Below are 18,360 nucleotides of genomic sequence, written 5' to 3' on the forward strand. Positions count from 1 at the left end.
CCCGGCATTACTTCAAGCCTTGCGCACCTTCCTTAATTTCCTGAACCACACTTGGATCAAGCAGGGTAGAGATATCACCCAGATTTGAGGTTTCTCCTTCTGCAATTTTGCGCAGAATACGACGCATAATTTTACCAGAACGCGTTTTAGGCAAACCGCTTACAAACTGAATTTTATCAGGTTTGGCAATCGGACCGATAACACGCGATACCGTAGCCAGAATATCTTTTCTGGTCAGCTCCAGATCGTTCAGGTGACTTTCGCAGATAACATAGGCATAGATACCTTGTCCTTTGATGTCGTGCGGATAGCCTACCACTGCTGACTCAACCACACCCGTGTGCATATTGATGGCGTTTTCAACCTCTGCAGTTCCTATTCTATGGCCTGATACGTTCAGTACATCGTCTACCCGGCCGGTGATTCTGTAAAATCCGTTTTCATCACGCATGGCGCCATCGCCTGTAAAATACAGGTCAGGGTATGCCGAAAAATAATTGGTGCGACAGCGCTCATGGTCACCCCAGGTAGTACGAATAGTAGACGGCCATGGGAATTTGATGCACAGGTTACCACTCACATTTCCTCCCAGAATCTCATTACCGTTTTCGTCTACCAGCATCATCTGCACACCCGGCAATGGCAATGAGGCCCAGGCCGGCTTCAATGGAGTAATACCCGCCAGTGCCGATATCATAATACCGCCCGTTTCAGTTTGCCACCAGGTATCTACCACAGGGCATTTATCTTTGCCAATATTTTTAGAGTACCAATGCCACGCTTCTTCATTAATCGGTTCACCTACTGAACCGAGTATTTTCAGAGAACTCAGGTCTTTTCCTTCTACATATTCAATTCCAAATCCCATCAACGAGCGGATGGCAGTAGGAGCCGTATAAAGAATATTTACACTGTGCTTGTCGACAATGTCCCACATACGACCTGCATCAGGGTAAGTAGGTACACCTTCAAACATCAGAGAGATAGCACCACAGGCCAATGGGCCATACACAATGTACGAGTGTCCGGTTATCCAGCCGATATCGGCAGTACAGAAATGAACCATGCCCGGTTTATACTGAAACACATTCATAAATGTATAGGCAGAATACACCATATAACCTCCACAGGTATGTACCACACCTTTGGGTTTACCTGTTGAGCCTGAAGTATAGAGAATAAACAAGGGGTCTTCAGAGTCCATTTCTTCAGCCGGGCAGTCAGAATTTACGTATTTTACCTCTTCTTCCCACCATACGTCGCGGCCCTTAATCATACTTACAGGAGTACGGGTACGAGTGGCCACAATTACTTTTTTTACCGATGGACAGCCAATCAGAGCATCGTCCACCGTATCCTTCATAGGTATGGCTTTATTCCCCCGAACGGCTCCGTCGGTAGTGATAACAGCCACACATTGTGAATCGTTGATGCGGTCAGCAATAGATGAAGCCGAGAAACCTCCAAACACAACCGAGTGAATAGCGCCGATACGAGCACAAGCCAGCACTGCAATGGCTAGCTCGGGTATCATAGGCATATAGATACATACTCTGTCGCCCTTTTGCACGCCGTTTCGTTTTAGCACATTAGCAAAACTACATACGCGGTCGAACAACTGCCGGTAGGTAAGTGTGATGCTATCTTCGTTGGGGTCGTTGGGTTCCCAGATGATAGCCGGTTGCTGAGGTTTATCTCTTACATGGCGGTCAAGGCAGTTTTCGGTAATATTCATCTTGCCACCTACAAACCATTGTATTTTCGGTTCTTTGAAATTCCAGTCCAGTACTTTTTTCCAGGGCTTTTTCCATTCAAAATTATTAGCTGCAATTTCAGCCCAGAATCCTTCAGGGTCCTGCACACTGGCCTCATAGGCCGCTTGGTATTCTTCGAAGGTTTGAATAAGCATAATTTAATAAGAGGGTATTTATAAAGTAATAATGTACTCCAGGTCGGGCAACATACAATCTGTATGTTGCCGTTACAAATATCGCAGATTATCAACCTACAATCCAACTACCGACTTTAGGAATTTTGCTGATTATTTTCACAATCAGATAACTGATAACAGCTCCCAGCAAAAAATGAACGGTTATTCCCAATAGTGGATGTATCCACGTGAAGTTCAGATGGAACTGCCGTGATAATATCCGTAAAATCAATGCATGAACCAGATACATGCCATAGCTTGTTATGTCGAGTTCAGTCATTATTACAGGTAGAAACGGCTTATCATAATGCTGCTTGAACAATAAAAATAGGGATACAGACATCAGAATAACCACTATACTCAGGTAGTCGGTATAATCATATGCATATTTTCCTGCCTGCCAGGAAACCGCATAACATATATAGGCAGTTAATGCCCATGATATCAGGAACGAGACAATAAGTAAGGCTTTGGGGAATTTCCTTTCCGTATTTCCTAACCAATAACCTAACACGAAATATCCGATAAAGCCACTGAAATACCTGATTTCGAATTTAATTTCAAACCCAAACCATTGGTTTACAAGCGTGTAAACTACATTGCCGACCAACCATAAAGACAGAAAATAGACAATCTCATTTCGTTTAGTAGAGGCATAGGCACTGGCCTCAGTTCCTTTTATCCAGCGGCTTATCACAGGTGTAATGGCATAAATACCCAGCAGCATGTATACAAACCACAAATGGCCTGATCCGCCACCATTGCCTGTCAGTATTTTCTTTATGAAATCGCCTACCGTCCATGGGGTTCGCTCGCCCAGTAGACCTTTAAAATTAGACCAAATGATGTATATCAGGCTCCAGATGAGAAACGGTACAAATATACGGCTGAATCGTTTTTTTATAAAGCTGCTTAATTCTTCATATTTACCTATGAGTAAGTAACCCGAGAGCATCACGAAAACAGGCACAGCAAATCTGCCAAATACATTAATGATATGGCAAATCCACCAGTCTGTTACCGGTATTTTCTTTACATGCAAAGAGCCGTAACCTGCCGCATGCAACAAAACAACTGTAATAGTCGCTAAAACTCTCAGGTTAGTTACCCAGTGTTTTTTCATAGTTTTTCGCCGTCCTTAGTGCTGTAATCACCTTGCCAGGCATAATAGCCGAATATCGACATTCCTAAAGAAATAATAGGAGCAAGAATAAAAGTATAAATAATGGCAGGAACCAGATCGTTGCCACCGGTTTCCCATAATGGCAGGGCCTGAAAATAGATAAGATAGATTCCGGCACTTATGCCAACCAGAATCCAGATAATCCCTAATATTTTTCTTATTGAGTTCATTTGCTTCGCTGAATGGGTTAGTCGTGAATGTTTTTGTCTTTGCCGTTAATGTAAAATAGTCCTATAAAGAAGCAGACACCGGCAATAATAATCGGGTAGTACAGCCCCTGCAGGTACGGTTTGTCGAATACCACAGCTTTCCCTGCGCTTGCAGCTGCTGTGTTTATATCATTGGCTTGCGTAGCCAGAAATGTAGCAATGGCAGGCATTAAACCACCAAATACACCATTGCCGATATGGTAAGGTAAAGACATAGACGAATACCTGATTTTGGTCGGGAACATCTCTACCAGAAACGCCGCAATAGGCCCGTAAGCCATGGTTACAAAGATTATCAGGCAGAATACCAGCAATATCAATGTCCATTTATCTGAATTGTTGATAGTAATGGTTTTTCTGGTTTCTGACTTAGGAGGAGCAACAGATTTATCAGCCAGAATGGTTGTTTTCTTTACCTCTTTCATAATAGTACCATCTTCATAATCATGCATGGTTGTAGTTGTAACTACCGAATCGGCCAGCGTTTTATCCATCAATACAGTTTGCACGCTGGTTTTGTCAGTTGCATTGATTTCGGTTTTATTGGCTACGTTCGCTGTCTGATATATCTTGTCGAAGATAGGTCTGTAGAGTAGCACAGCCAGAAACATACCCGCCAGCATAATGCCCTTGCGGCCGATTTTGTCAGACAGAGCTCCGAAAACAATAAAGAACGGTGTGCCTAATATCAAAGCCCACATCATAATGCTATTGGCCTGCACATCGTCAATATTACAGGTTTTAAGCAGAAAGTTCTGAGCATAGAATTGGCCTGTGTACCACACAACCCCCTGGCCCATAGTAGCTCCGAAAAGTGCCAGTAATACAAACTTGAAGTTTAACCGATTACCAAATGATTCTTTGAGTGGATTGGCAGAGGTCTTGCCTTCAGCTTTAGCCTTAGCAAATAGGGGAGACTCAGACATATTCCGGCGGATGAGGAAAGAAACGAACACCATCAGAATAGAAACCAGAAATGGCAGACGCCAGCCCCAGTCTTCAAATGCCTCTTTCGACATCGACTTGCGGGTTATCATGATTACCCCCAACGACACAAACAAACCCACAGTGGCTGTAGTCTGAATCCATGATGTCCAGTATCCGCGTTGACTGGCAGGAGAATGCTCAGCTACATAAGTAGCGGCACCACCGTATTCACCTCCCAGCGCGAGGCCCTGTAAAAGTCTTAAAAGAAGTACTAATATAGGCGCCAAAGCACCTATGGTTTCATAACTAGGTATGAGCCCGATAGCAAAAGTAGCGCCACCCATCAGCATGAGGGTAACCATGAAGGTATATTTCCGGCCGATGAGATCGCCTAAACGGCCAAAAACCAGTGCACCAAAAGGCCGCACTACAAATCCGGCCGCAAAGGTGGCAAGTGTATTCAGGAAACCTGCAGTAGGGTTATCAGTAGGAAAAAACTTGGAGGCCAGCACTGTGGCCAGACTGCCGAAGATATAAAAGTCATACCACTCAATAAGCGTACCCACCGACGAAGCGCCGATGATGTAGCCTAAGCTTTGTTTTTTTTCAGACATTTTAAATTATAATATGTTAAGGGAATAGAAATTATATAATGGTTTGGTTGTATTCAGCTATTTTTTCATCCTTTCCCACTTAATAAGCATAAACTTATCGTTTACCTCGGTTACTGTCACGCCTATTCCTTTCAGATTTTCCTGATTCGAATAAAACGCTATCAACTCAGCATGTGTCAGAATCTGTGTAGTAGGTTTGTATTTTTCCGGATGATCGGGCATTACGACCTTGTACTTTTTTACCCAGTTCATTACCGAAACATGGCTTATACCCAGAAGCCGCTCAATTTCGCGGTAACTGATTCCTTCTAAATATAACTGCAAGGCTTTGGTAACCAAGTAATTCTCTATATTCTTTCCGAGTTTTTCAACAGTAAAGTTATAGTTGCATTCTTTACATTTATAACGCTGCTTTTCTTTGACAATCCCGTTTCTTGAGATATTAGTTGAATTACAATGCGGGCAGTGGGGCAAATCCATTGCATGTCAGGGTTTTTTAGCAAATATAATTTTTTTAAGGCATAGTGCAATTGAGCGCAGATTTTATATTAATCAAAGAGAAAATTGTACCTGTATATTAATGCTTTACGCTGTTTTAAAGGCTTTAAGCCACACAAAAGCCCCTCATGATTCTGAGGGGCTTTGCATAATCGGTTACTTAGAATAAATTCCGGATATCAATTAATTAAAAAATACCTGATATTGTATGATGGCAGAGCCTTTTCTATTACTGAATTCACCCTTACCATTCGCATCTGTCAGGAAAACCGGGCGATTCTGATATGCCAGCGTTAATTTAGACGTATGGCCATTCAGCAACCAGTTTATGCCAAAATCCCAGTAATTCATATCCTGATGCAAGCGTTCATAGTCGGCATGTTGCAACGATACATAAGGCATCAGTGTAGTCTTGCCGATCAGGTTATCTTTCAGTTTGTAACCCACCTGCGCATAGATCACATTACCGGTACCATAACCCGGAAATCCATTACCCGAACCATTGATTACGTCTTTCATGGTGCTACCATTGGCGGGGTTCATAGCTGCAATGTTGCGGATATAGTTCTTACCGAAGTCAAAATGTCCTACAGATGTATAAGCGCTGATGGCCTGTCCGTCTTCATTAATCGGGGCATCATAAAATGCATCCAGCGATAGTTGCACCATATTGGTTTCTACAGTATCTACTTTGTTGGGAGCGAGGTTCCACATGGCTTTAGGCTGGTATACAAAACCGGCGCCAATATTGAAAACTTTTTTCTTACCCAGATACGTACCCGTCATATAAGGCGTCAGGTTTGATTCCTGCTCAAGAAACTGCCATTGAAAATATCCGTTCCATTGTAATTTGGGCGGTTTTGAGGAGAAGTTAGCGATGTCCGGACTGATAACCCCACTGTATGAAGCTGCTTTCTGAAATGCCATCGGGTCTGATAATGCCAATCGGTAATCGAATCTGCCCAATTTACCTTTGGCATAGACCGATAGTTTTCTTAAAAACTGATCGGTTACATCGTTGGTGGACTGTTGATATAGCGGTGCATCTACACCTAATATACTGCCTACCGACGGAGACGCAAAACGTGCCAAACCGCTCCAGGCAGCCAGACCACCACCCAGTGACAGTTTATTTTTCACTACCGCATATTCACCCAGGGCATCATGCACAAAGAAGCCAAACTTGCGGTCTGAAATACCATTAAAATTGTTTTCTCCGATTTGTGTATAAATAAACACTCTGTCGGTAAGCTGGCCATAGAATTGTATTCTGAAACGACGTATGCCTATATCCCAACCGTCTTTTTTCGCATATCCGAACACCGTTGAACCTTCATTGAAAGTAGTATTGCGCAACCAGGTTTGGTTAACTATCGTAAACTTTACATAACGAGAACCGTCTTCATTCAGACTCAGTTTTCCGTCTTTCAGTACCTGCGCCTTAGAAAATAAAGGCAATACAATAACAATTAGCCCTAATAAGGCTATTTTAGATAATTTCATAAAAGTGAATTATTTGTGAGATTCTAATTAAGTACAGGTTTTAAGAAAAGACTCCGATACAAACGTATTGTTTGCAAAAGCATTTCTTAAAGCTTGTTACACATTAAACTCAAAGTTAAGAAAATTATGCTACTGTAGATAGTTTTTGCTGCTTGCAAGCCGTCAGTTTATGAGAAGATTTTGGCTATACCGAGCAATAATTTCTATTGGATATTAAACCCAATACAATGAAAAAGAAACTCTGAAATATGAGTTCATTGATTATGGATACCTGAACCCGCCCTTGATCTTTGAATGAAAACCCTATAGCCCCTTTTCCATCCAAGATGCAAGGGCGTTGGTCAGGTAAATAAAATTTTATGTATATCAAACACTCCTCAATGGTCATAGATGAATGCTATATATTCAAAAGGACTATTTTCCTCTGCTGATTGAAACGAACCTTAAAAAGTATCGACACTAACCCTGAGAAGGTGACTATTGGTAAAATTAGCATTTAATTAGTTTATTGCCAGAAGACAAAACTATTTCAACAAATGTAAGGAATCGATAAAATGTCGCAAGAGGCACTTTTTTATAATGGCAGGAAATATTTATTTTATCTTATTTTGTATATGTTTTGTTCTATTAGTGCGTTTAATTTAATCACGTTTTAATCTGATATTCAAGGGTTTATATGAATCAAAAAAGACGTCCATCATAGCGGGTATATTGCTATACCCACTGACAAACGCCTTTAAAAACAAACGCAAACTGTCAAATTAATGGTCTACTTCTTCTGCCTTCTTCGTCTTTTTCTTGTTAAAATCGAAGTTGTAGACGTCTTCCAAAGCATCATGGTCTTTTGATTCAATCTCAATAATGGGTTTGATAAGACCTGTGTGCAGATCTACCACCCAGCCATGAAGCATCGGGTACTCACTGTTAGCCCAGGCATTTTGTACAATAGTGGTTTTGGCTACATTTTTCACTTGCTCAATCACATTTACCTCCACCAGTCTATCAAAACGATCCTGGTCATCTTCAATGCCTTGCAATTCGTCCTGATATTTGGTATAAACATCTTTAATGTTTCTAAGCCAGTTATTAATCAGGCCGTAGTCGTTATTAGTCATAGAAGCTTTCACCCCTCCGCATTGATAATGTCCTACTACCAGGATGTGCTTCACCTTTAATACCTCTACCGCATATTGCAATACGCTGAGCATGCTCATATCGGTATGAATCACCAGGTTGGCTACATTTCGGTGAACAAAAATCTCACCTGGTTGCGTGCCGGATACCTGATCGGCCGGTACGCGGCTGTCAGCACACCCAATCCATAAAAATTCCGGCTTCTGGTCAGCAGCCAGATTTTTGAAATAAGTAGGATCTAACTGAAGTTTTTCAGAAGCCCATGCCTTATTAGCTAATAAGAGTTTTTGATACGATTCCATCACTTTTCCTGTAGTTTAATTTTCTTCTTTTAATGTTTTTAAATTCTATATTAATGTGTCGCGTCTTGGCTTCAGACTGGAATTCCTCAAGTGTCAGGAAAATATCGTGATCAATAAAGGTAGTTTTGCTACCATCAATCAATACCACATCGCCTGATTTCAGAGAAGCCAGGTTTTGCATCAGTTCAGATTTATTGAAATAGAAAATATCTTTGTTAAACTGAATCAATACATTTTTTTTGTCTCGGACTACCGACATCGAGCCTTTGTAATTAGTATACAATATATATACCATGGCCACCATTGTGCCAATGGCGATACCCGTCAACAAGTCTGTAAATACAACAGCAGCTACCGTGATTACAAAAGGCATAAACTGGTCATGTCCTTCTTTAAACATTAATTTAAAGACTTTCGGCTTGGCCAGTTTGTAACCTACCATAATCAATACGGCGGCAAGAGAAGCAAGCGGAATAAGATTAAGAACGGCGGGAATACTAAGCGTACAAACCATCAGAATGATGCCATGTACAATAGTTGATAGTTGTGATTTACCGCCAGCCAGAATATTAGCCGAACTACGAACAATTACTTGTGTAATAGGTATACCACCTAACAAACCGGATACAATATTACCTGAACCCTGAGCTATCAACTCTCGGTTGGTTGGTGTAATTCTGCTTTGGGGGTCCAGTTTATCGGTTGCTTCTACTGACAGCAATGTTTCAAGACTGGCTACCACAGCAATTACAAATGCGGTTTTCCAGATGAGTGGATTAGTAATAGCTGAGAAATTGGGAAAGGCTAAAAAACTTGTTACTTCAGAGAATGACTTAGCAATGGGTAAACTCACCAGATGATTACTTTGCAGGTGAAAATTAACCGGCAGAATACTCAAACCGCTGTTCAGAAATATACCTAACAATACGGCAATTAAAGGACCAGGTATAATACCAAGTATTTTGTTCTTTTTTATAAAATCCTGATCCCATAGAATCAGAACCAGAATGGATACAACACCAATTACCAGTGCGCCTTCGTTAAAAAACTCAGTTATATTCAATAACTCAGAGAAAGTGTTCTCTCCGTCTTTTTGTGCAAAAGCTTCGTCGCCCTCATAATCCTTATCAATACCTGCCACGTGAGGAATTTGTTTCAGGATAATGATAATACCGATGGCTGTGAGCATTCCTTTAATAACTGAAGAGGGGAAATAGTAGCCTATTACTCCGGCTTTCAGGGCTCCAAGAATAATCTGGATAACACCAGCCAGCACCACAGCAAGAATGAAAGAGTCAAAAGCACCGATTTCGGTAATGGCGTTAAGTACAATGACTGTAAGCCCGGCAGCAGGACCACTGACACCCAATTGAGAGCCACTGATTGAACCGACTACGATACCGCCTACAATACCGGCAATAACACCTGAAATAAGTGGAGCTCCTGATGCCAGCGCTACACCGAGACATAGCGGCAGTGCCACCAGAAAGACCACAAGACCGGCCGGAAAATCGCTTTTAAGATTTGAAAAGTTTATTGTTGATTTCATTGATTTGGATAGATGATTGTTCAGAAATTCTACAATATATTTATGCTTAATACTTTAATGAATGATTAAAATACAAACCTAAACGCATGCCGGAACCGCCGATAGAAATGTGTAGAATAGCCGTTAGGTATTCTGTCAAAGAAAAATGGATTTTACTTTGTAATAAGAAATGTCAACCGGCTTACGCCAATAAAACCAGTTATTAAGCCTTAGGGGGAGGAGATTGAATTAGTCTATACGGAAACTTTTCGGAGGATTTTGTATAGAAGTAGATGCTCTTCTTTTGTAAGATTGTATTAAATGCGAAGTTCAACCCCTGGAACGAAATCAAATATTTGTTGGTTTCACTTTTCTTTTCCTGATTTTCGTTTTCACATTCAGCACTATCACTTTCGCAGACATCCAAATTGCATGCGATTACCTCGCCAAAGAAATCTTTGACGTATTCGCTGAAAGTCGAACATTCGATAATCAGAAACAGGAATAAAACTGCGATTTTCTTTATCATAAACTGAGACCTGAAACTTTTCAGGATAACAAAATAACGAAAAAGTATTTATATTCGTTCAAAAGTACAACGCTTAAACCATAAAAAATGCATTGTGTGGAGATTTTATAAGAATTTAATTTTGCGATAATGTATAAAGGTAGAATTTTAAACCATCTTGCTCACGCTTTACCGTATTTAATTATAACAGCATATCTCACATTTTAAAGGTATAACTTATTTATTATAAGTCAACAAGCGAATGATATCAGTGCGGTTCAAAACCCGATTTTCTTCAAAAACTCGCTTCTGGCCTTAGACATCGTATCAGACTGCTTCGGGTCAAACCAGATAAAATGCCCTGCACCTTGTAGAGGATAGAAGTCTATGTTTTTATTTCCGGCTTTAGTCATTAGGTCAATGAATTTTTGTGCACCGGTAAAGGGTACATTTTTGTCGTTGGTGCCATGAAAAATAAGTGCCGGTGGAAAATTACCGGTAATCAGGTAATTGGGCGATATTTCTTTTGTCAGATTTTTATCACGCAAATCTTTACTGATCCAGGCTGTCAGATCGTCGTTTAATTCATATACTCCGGCATTAACGATTAGCGCATCAGGCTTTGCACTGATCGCAAGATCATCCGTTTTTTCATTCCAGTTGTTTACTAATGCTGTAGCTAATGCCAGATGCCCACCGGCCGAATTCCCCGAGGCTATTATTTTATGAGCATCAATACCATACTTGTCGGCATGCTGGCGTATCCATCTGATGGTCGATTTGGCATCTTTTACTGCCTCAAAAGGCAAAGTGCCGTGCCGCCCGTAGGTGCGATATTCTACCGCACAAGCCACCCATCCTTTTTGTGCATAACTCTGGCAGGTACTGAAAAACCAGTCTGGCTTGCCTTCTGACCAACTACCCCCATGAAAGTAGACTATAGCGGGCCTTTTATCGGTAAAAACGGTTTTATCAGGTAAAAACAAATGTATGTCTAATTGATAAGGCCCGACTGTCTTATAAGTCTGTATTTCATGCCCTTGTTTGCCGGCTATGTCTTCGGCATATAATTTACTCACCTGATTCAGATAAGCAGTGTCTTTGCAGGTAGTAGTGAATTTTTTGTAAATGGAACCGATACCTTTAATACCATTATTATCTATTTGATTAAAGAGATAATAAAACTGCCAGTATTCCAGGCATTTGGCATTAGCAATATATTTAGGAATCAGTTTCCAGGTAGCCAGAAAATGCTGATTATCCTGATTTTTATAAGTGCCTTTTCTATGTTCCAGATTCGTCTGTAGTGAAATGAAAGCCTTGAAATATTCTGTAAAATCTGAATTGGAGAGCAGCTCCGGCCTGTTAAAATCCTTGAAATTGCTTTTTAACCTTTCCGGTATTTTTGATGAGAGGGGAGACGCATTGTCAGCGTATATTTCATGCGTAAGTGGGTACTCAATCAATAGCTTGTCAAAATAATACTTTATTTCCAGCTTTTGATTCTCCACATATTCAGGATTCAGTTTACTCTCAAATCGGCTTAGTGTATGGTTGAATTCGTCACGGGCAGAATCTATTTTAGCTATAAAGGCTTTTTCGGGCATCCGATAAATCCGGGCGTAGTTCGGATAAAAACTGCCGCTGAATTTACGGCCTAAAACCTTTAATTCGGCCAGATATGCCTGTTTTTCCGGCTCATTGGTTTGTGCCTTTGCATATAAAACATAAAGTAGTAAAATAAAAGTAAGTTTCAGTTTCATATTTTGGTAGATTAGTCAACCGGGTAATTCTAATGTAGCAATTTAGGGATTTTGAATGAAAATCACGATAGATAGTCAGGAAAAACAGTACACGCATAAAAGAATATCGAAAATCATCAGTAAACAAGTCTATCGGTTTGTGGAGGCATGCTAAATGTTGTACTTTTACCGACCGGAAATGGTGCGAAAAATAGTTAATGAATATAGATTTATTATTACAGGCAAGAGATACAGCGCTTCAGATTCAGGAATCTGATATACAGACCTATATTCTGAAAAACCGGAATAAGATGCAGGCTGATTTTCTGCATTTAGTGGCCGATCAATGGATAGCCCGTCAGAAAGCCAGGTATAAACTGCCGACCTGGTATGCTAATCCTGAAATCATCTATCCTGCGCCTATTTCAGTTGAACAGTCTTCCTCCGAGACTACGGCTCATTATAAAGCTGAACTGTTTTCTGATTATCCTCAACTAATTGACCTGACAGGTGGAATGGGAGTAGACACTTCCGCTTTTGCCAGACAGCACGAGCATGTAATCTATGTAGAAAGAAATGAAACGCTGACTTTGGTTGCCTGTCATAATTTTGAGGTGCTGGGTCTCGAAAATATAGAGATAATAAATCAGGAGGCGAACGCTTTTTTGCAACTCGCCAAAATTGATTCAGGTACTCATTTTTATGTCGATCCTGCCCGTAGAGATGCGTCTAAAAACAAGGTTTTCAGAATTGAAGACTGCGAGCCTGATATACTTGCCATAAAACATCTGCTAGGCGATTTTCTGATAAAGTATTCGCCTATGTTAGATATAAAACTGGCCATAACTCAGTTGCAGCCAATTGCAGAGGTACACATAGTGGCTGTTGAAAATGAAGTGAAGGAACTGTTGTTTATGAATCATCAGCGATCAGATTCAACAGAAATAGTTTGCGTAAATTTTCTGCCTGGTGGTATCAGGCAAACATTTACTTTTAATTACCAGCTGGAACAAAGCGCTGAGGTAAGATTCAGCGTACCTCAAAAATACATCTATGAACCCAATGCGGCTATTCTGAAAGCCGGGGCATTCAGAAGCGTTGGTCAGGTATTTAATCTTGAAAAACTGGCACCTAACAGTCATCTTTACACGTCTGCCCATCTGATAAAAGATTTTCCAGGTCGTAGTTTCGTTTGTGAGGCTGTTTGCAGATTTAATAAAAAAGAAATTCTGTCCAGATTACCCACTAACCAGGCCAACATCAGCACCAGGAATTTTCCAATGAAACCGGAAGAAATTAAAAAGAAACTCGGCCTGAGAGATGGGGGAGAAATGTACCTGTTTGCCACAGAGGACTTTCAACAACAGAAAGTAGTTCTGATTTGCAAAAAGGCAGGTCTTGAAGCCTCGTGATTATACAAGGATTGTAATTATTGCGCATTGAAAAAATAGGTACATACATTAATTTATAATACCTATAAAGAAAACCGGGGTTTCAGATAGGGAATTTATGCGCCATTTGAATCGATTCAGCAGGCGTAAGAATGTATTTTAATTACGAAAAACAGCCATTATAAAGCATTGCATTTAAACAACAAGTTGTTTAATTTTTACAAGTGATTAATTACAAGGTATTTCATCGTATACATTTTTTTCTATTTTTGCACATACCACCTAAATGAACCTAACATGACAGAATTGGCGGAGAAGATACGACTTAACCTTAGAAAAGATAATAAAGGATGGAAAAAGTGGGGGCCTTATCTTTCGGAAAGGCAATGGGGAACCGTGCGTGAGGATTATAGCGTATATGGGAGTACATGGGATTACGTTTCTCATGACATGGCTCGTTCATGGGCATATCGGTGGGGAGAAGACGGCATCGGCGGTATTTCAGATAATAAGCAATTTCTATGTATCGCTTTTTCTTTCTGGAACCATCAGGATAAAATCGTAAAGGAAAGGCTATATGGCCTGGCAGGTTCGGAAGGTAATCATGGTGAAGATGTAAAAGAGTTATACTATTATTTAGATAGCACACCTACGCATTCGTACATGAAGATGTTGTATAAATATCCTCATAATGAATTTCCTTATAAGCGAATCATTGAAGAAAATCAGCGAAGATCAAGAAAAGACCCGGAATTTGAACTCATAGAAACAGGTGTTTTTGATAACAACGAGTATTTTGATATTGTTATAGAGTATGCCAAGGCAGATGAAACCGATGTGCTTATAAAGCTGACTGCCTATAACCGCGGCAAAAAAGCTGCTCCGCTAACCATTTTGCCTACTATCTGGTTCAGAAATACCTGGTCGTGGGGATACGAAAATTTCAAGCAAAGACCAATCCTTACCGGTATTGCCAACTCTCAGATTGAGGCCAGCCACCACCTGATAGGTAAGTATAAGCTTTATATTGAAGATGCCGACGAGTTGCTTTTCTGTGAAAACGAAACCAATATGGAGCGCGTTTTCGGCCGGCCCAACAATACCATGTATGTGAAAGACGGTATCAGTAATTATGTAACTACCGGTAAAGACAAATACGTAAACCCAAACCGTATAGGCTCGAAGGCAGCGGCTAAATATACCAGAAAAATAGCCGGTGAAAGCTCATTTACTGTCAAACTCAGGTTCAGCCAGAACAAGCTGAATGAACCCTTTGCCGATTTTGATAATGTTTTTGCATCGAGATTACAGGATGCGGAAGATTTTTATGCCGAGATTCAGAAAAATATAAAAACCGAAGAGCTCCGCAAAATACAAAGACAGGCCTTTGCAGGCATGATGTGGAACAAGCAGTTTTATTACTATAATATTAATGAGTGGACAAACGGCGACCCTAAAATGCCGTTTGAATTTAAGGGGAGAGCCTATCAACGAAACCATACATGGAAACACGCCTACATGGCCAACATACTTTCCATGCCCGACAAATGGGAGTACCCTTGGTTTGCCGCCTGGGATCTGGCCTTCCATACACTTACTTTAGCACGTGTTGACCCCGATTTTGCCAAGAGACAACTTGCGGTAATTTTGAGGGAATATTACATGCATCCCAATGGTCAATTACCGGCCTATGAATGGAATTTTTCTGATGTCAATCCACCGGTGCACGCCTGGGCAACCTGGAAAGTGTATGAAATTGATAAGAAAAATAACGGTAAGGGAGACATTCTTTTTCTGGAGAAGGTTTTTCATAAGTTGTTGATGAACTTTACATGGTGGGTGAATCAGAAAGATGAAGAGGGAAACAATATCTTTGGCGGAGGATTCCTTGGGCTTGATAACATTGGAGTATTTGACCGGAATACGCAGATTCCCGGCGTAAAACTGGAGCAAGCAGATGCCACCGGATGGATGGCCATGTATACACTGAATATGTTACGTATTGCCTGCGAGATATCGCTCGAGCGCCCGGTGTATCAGGATATGGCCTCTAAGTTTTTTGAGCACTTCTTGCATATAGCCGGAGCTATTAACCGGCCTATTAAGGGTAACGACCTGGGTCTATGGGATGAAGGAGACCAGTTCTACTACGATAAGTTGCACGCCCCTAACGGAGAAACCATATTCATGAAAATCCGTTCGTATGTAGGGCTTATTCCCCTTTGTGCAGTTGAAGTACTCAATGAAGAAACCCTGGACAAATTACCTGATTTTAAAAGAAGAGTAGAATGGGTTTTAAATAATCGCCCCGATCTGGCCTCTTTAATTTCCCGCTGGCACGAGCCGGGCAAAGGAGCTACGCATTTGCTGGCATTGCTACGCGGCCACCGGATGAAAATGGTTGTAAAGCGGATGTTTGACGAGGCCGAGTTTTTGTCAGACTACGGTATCCGTTCATTATCTAAATTTCACCATGAGAGCCCCTACAAGTTTAATATGCATGGCGAGATTCTCAGTGTGCAATACACACCTGCTGAGTCAGATTTAAGCATTATGGGCGGAAATTCCAATTGGCGTGGGCCGATCTGGTTTCCGATTAATTTTCTTCTGATAGATTCAATGCTGAAGTTTTATGAATACTATGGCGATGATTTCGAGATTGAGTACCCGACTAATTCGGGCAATATAATGTCTATTAAAGATGCTATCATGTTGGTTGCCCAGCGACTGATTAATATTTTTATGGCCGGGCAAGACAAAAAGCGCCCCGCTATGGATGGCAACGAGAAGTTTGATCAAGATCCCCATTTTAAAGATCTGTATCTATTCTATGAGTATTTCAACGGTGATACAGGAGCAGGTCTGGGTGCTGCGCACCAATGCGGCTGGACCGGACTGGTAGCTGACCTAATAGCCGCCGTGAGTGAGAAAGATGCCGGTAAAGTTTTATAGTAAAGCAGTTCTGAAATATAATTTGTAAAATAGACACAGCCTCATTCTTTCATTAACGATGAGGCTGTTTCTATTTGTTTTTCTTTTTAAAAGTAAGGTCTTAAAGAGATGATAACCCAAATAATGTACAACCAATACTTTATTAAGGAGCACGTATTTGTATATTTGTCTACTAAAATCAACAAACAAAACCAGCAATGAAGCAAGTACTGAAATCACTACAGATAAAAGCCATTAACGATGGCATAAGTACCGGACTGAACAACTGGGCAGGTAAAGGTAAATTGTTAAGTTCTTATTCGCCGGTTGATGGTGCTTTAATTGGCAAGGTACGTCAGGCTGCACAGGAAGACTATGAAAAGGTAATTGCACAGGCGCAGGAGGCATTCAAAATCTGGCGTGAAGTACCTGCTCCTAAACGTGGCGAAGTAGTGCGGCAAATGGGCGATGCCCTACGTGCCAACAAAGATAATTTGGGTAGATTGGTGAGCTACGAAATGGGTAAAAGTCTGCAGGAGGGTTGGGGAGAAGTACAGGAAATGATAGATATCTGCGATTTCGCCGTTGGGTTGTCGCGTCAGTTATATGGTTTAAGCATGCATTCTGAACGCTTGCAGCACCGCATGTATGAGCAATGGCACCCATTGGGTGTGGTGGGCATTATTTCAGCGTTCAATTTTCCCGTGGCAGTCTGGTCGTGGAATTCGATGCTGGCCTGGGTTTGCGGTGATGTTTGTGTGTGGAAGCCATCAGAAAAAACACCTCTTTCAGCCATTGCATGCCAGCATATTATTCAGGCAGTATTACGCAAAAACAATATTCCCGAGGGAGTATCCAGCCTGATTATCGGCAATAGAAAAGTAGGAGAGTGGCTGTCGCATGATACCCGCATCTCGTTAGTTTCTGCTACCGGCTCAACCCGCATGGGCAAAGCAGTAGGGCAGGCAGTTGCTGGTCGACTGGGTAAAAGCCTGCTGGAGTTGGGTGGCAACAATGCCATTATTCTAACAGAAAATGCTGATTTACAGATTGTGATTCCTGCCGTAGTGTTTGGTGCTGTCGGTACTGCCGGCCAAAGATGCACATCTACTCGTCGACTGATTGTACATGAAAACATTTATCAGGATGTAAAAAACAGATTGATAAAAGCCTATTCGCAACTGAAAATTGGTAATCCGCTTGATACTAATAACCATGTTGGCCCATTGATTGATGTTGATGCCGTGAGCAATTATCAATCGGCCATAGAAAAAGTGCTTTCAGAAGGAGGAAGTGTGCTGGCTGGCAATGAAATATTAAGCGGAGGCGAGTATGCCTCAGGTTGCTATGTAAAACCTGCTATTGTTGAAGTGGCACAACAAACGCCTATGGTTTGCCATGAAACCTTTGCGCCAATTTTGTATCTGATCAAGTATAAAACGCTCAACGAGGCTATTGAAATACAGAATGCAGTGCCGCAGGGCTTGTCATCAGCTATATTTACACTTAATATCCGGGAAGCTGAACAGTTTTTGTCGGCCGGTGGTTCTGATTGCGGCATAGCCAATGTGAACATCGGTACCTCTGGTGCTGAAATCGGTGGTGCATTTGGTGGCGAGAAAGAGACAGGAGGTGGCCGCGAGAGTGGTTCAGATGCCTGGAAAAACTATATGCGCCGGCAGACGAACACAATTAACTATAGTACTCAATTGCCTTTGGCGCAAGGAATAAAATTTGATATTTAAGTAAAACGAGGTCGAGTAAAGAAAGCCCGATGCAGCATCACTGCATCGGGCTTTCTGTTTGAAAACAAAAGCATCCTTTTATTTTCAATTGCCAGTATAAATAACATCGTTAGATGACCTGCCCAATTCAATACGGTTTTTGTCAAAAATATTCATCGGTTAAAATTAACCAATGTCCCCTTTTTTTCTTCCAAACGTCGAAAAAAAAGCCGCCC

The 18,360-nt window shown here is 41.2% G+C and carries 12 protein-coding genes; 3 read left to right on the forward strand and 9 right to left on the reverse strand.

Annotation, left to right across the window (positions count from 1 at the left end; genetic code table 11):
* Positions 1-7: 7 nt before the first annotated feature.
* The 9 genes from acs to AC1RRY_RS07750 all read right to left on the reverse strand — a co-directional run bounded on the left by acs (position 8) and on the right by AC1RRY_RS07750 (position 12,099).
* Positions 8-1,909: an acetate--CoA ligase gene (acs, locus tag AC1RRY_RS07710; RefSeq protein WP_492816777.1), complete on the reverse strand. Its 1,902-nt coding sequence runs from the start codon at positions 1,907-1,909 to the stop codon at positions 8-10.
* A 91-nt stretch (positions 1,910-2,000) separates the two neighbouring features.
* Positions 2,001-3,053 (reverse strand): acyltransferase, encoded by a 1,053-nt coding sequence (locus AC1RRY_RS07715; protein ID WP_492816775.1) that lies wholly within the window; start codon positions 3,051-3,053, stop codon positions 2,001-2,003.
* The gene (locus AC1RRY_RS07720) at positions 3,050-3,283 is read right to left on the reverse strand and encodes a DUF6814 family protein (protein WP_492816773.1); all 234 of its coding nucleotides are present in this window, start codon (positions 3,281-3,283) and stop codon (positions 3,050-3,052) included. The genes AC1RRY_RS07715 and AC1RRY_RS07720 overlap by 4 nt, the downstream gene beginning before the upstream one ends.
* Before the next feature lie 17 nt (positions 3,284-3,300).
* The gene (locus AC1RRY_RS07725; RefSeq protein ID WP_492816771.1) at positions 3,301-4,863 is read right to left on the reverse strand and encodes an MFS transporter; all 1,563 of its coding nucleotides are present in this window, start codon (positions 4,861-4,863) and stop codon (positions 3,301-3,303) included.
* A gap of 57 nt (positions 4,864-4,920) precedes the next feature.
* Positions 4,921-5,343, reverse strand: coding sequence for a transposase (locus tag AC1RRY_RS07730; RefSeq protein ID WP_492816769.1), 423 nt, complete (start codon positions 5,341-5,343; stop codon positions 4,921-4,923).
* 201 nt (positions 5,344-5,544) lie between these two features.
* Positions 5,545-6,864 (reverse strand): hypothetical protein, encoded by a 1,320-nt coding sequence (locus AC1RRY_RS07735; protein ID WP_492816767.1) that lies wholly within the window; start codon positions 6,862-6,864, stop codon positions 5,545-5,547.
* A 761-nt stretch (positions 6,865-7,625) separates the two neighbouring features.
* Complete coding sequence (locus tag AC1RRY_RS07740) at positions 7,626-8,300, reverse strand: carbonic anhydrase (RefSeq protein ID WP_492816765.1); 675 nt, start codon at positions 8,298-8,300, stop codon at positions 7,626-7,628.
* Positions 8,269-9,849 carry a SulP family inorganic anion transporter gene (locus AC1RRY_RS07745; protein ID WP_492816763.1) on the reverse strand — a complete coding sequence of 527 codons (1,581 nt, stop codon included), beginning with the start codon at positions 9,847-9,849 and terminating at the stop codon, positions 8,269-8,271. The genes AC1RRY_RS07740 and AC1RRY_RS07745 overlap by 32 nt, the downstream gene beginning before the upstream one ends.
* A 765-nt stretch (positions 9,850-10,614) precedes the next feature.
* A complete protein-coding gene (locus tag AC1RRY_RS07750; RefSeq protein ID WP_492816761.1) occupies positions 10,615-12,099 on the reverse strand; it encodes an alpha/beta hydrolase in 1,485 nt (494 codons plus the stop codon).
* A gap of 197 nt (positions 12,100-12,296) precedes the next feature.
* Between AC1RRY_RS07750 and AC1RRY_RS07755 the strand changes: the two genes are divergently transcribed.
* The 3 genes from AC1RRY_RS07755 to amaB all read left to right on the forward strand — a co-directional run bounded on the left by AC1RRY_RS07755 (position 12,297) and on the right by amaB (position 18,145).
* Positions 12,297-13,490 carry a THUMP-like domain-containing protein gene (locus AC1RRY_RS07755; RefSeq protein ID WP_492816759.1) on the forward strand — a complete coding sequence of 398 codons (1,194 nt, stop codon included), beginning with the start codon at positions 12,297-12,299 and terminating at the stop codon, positions 13,488-13,490.
* A 276-nt stretch (positions 13,491-13,766) separates the two neighbouring features.
* Positions 13,767-16,421 carry an MGH1-like glycoside hydrolase domain-containing protein gene (locus AC1RRY_RS07760; RefSeq protein ID WP_492816757.1) on the forward strand — a complete coding sequence of 885 codons (2,655 nt, stop codon included), beginning with the start codon at positions 13,767-13,769 and terminating at the stop codon, positions 16,419-16,421.
* 197 nt (positions 16,422-16,618) lie between these two features.
* On the forward strand, positions 16,619-18,145 hold the full coding sequence (gene amaB, locus AC1RRY_RS07765) for an L-piperidine-6-carboxylate dehydrogenase (RefSeq protein ID WP_492816755.1): 1,527 nt from the start codon (positions 16,619-16,621) through the stop codon (positions 18,143-18,145).
* Positions 18,146-18,360: the final 215 nt, after the last annotated feature.

This window comes from Emticicia sp. GW821-FHT11C11 (genome assembly GCF_058808615.1).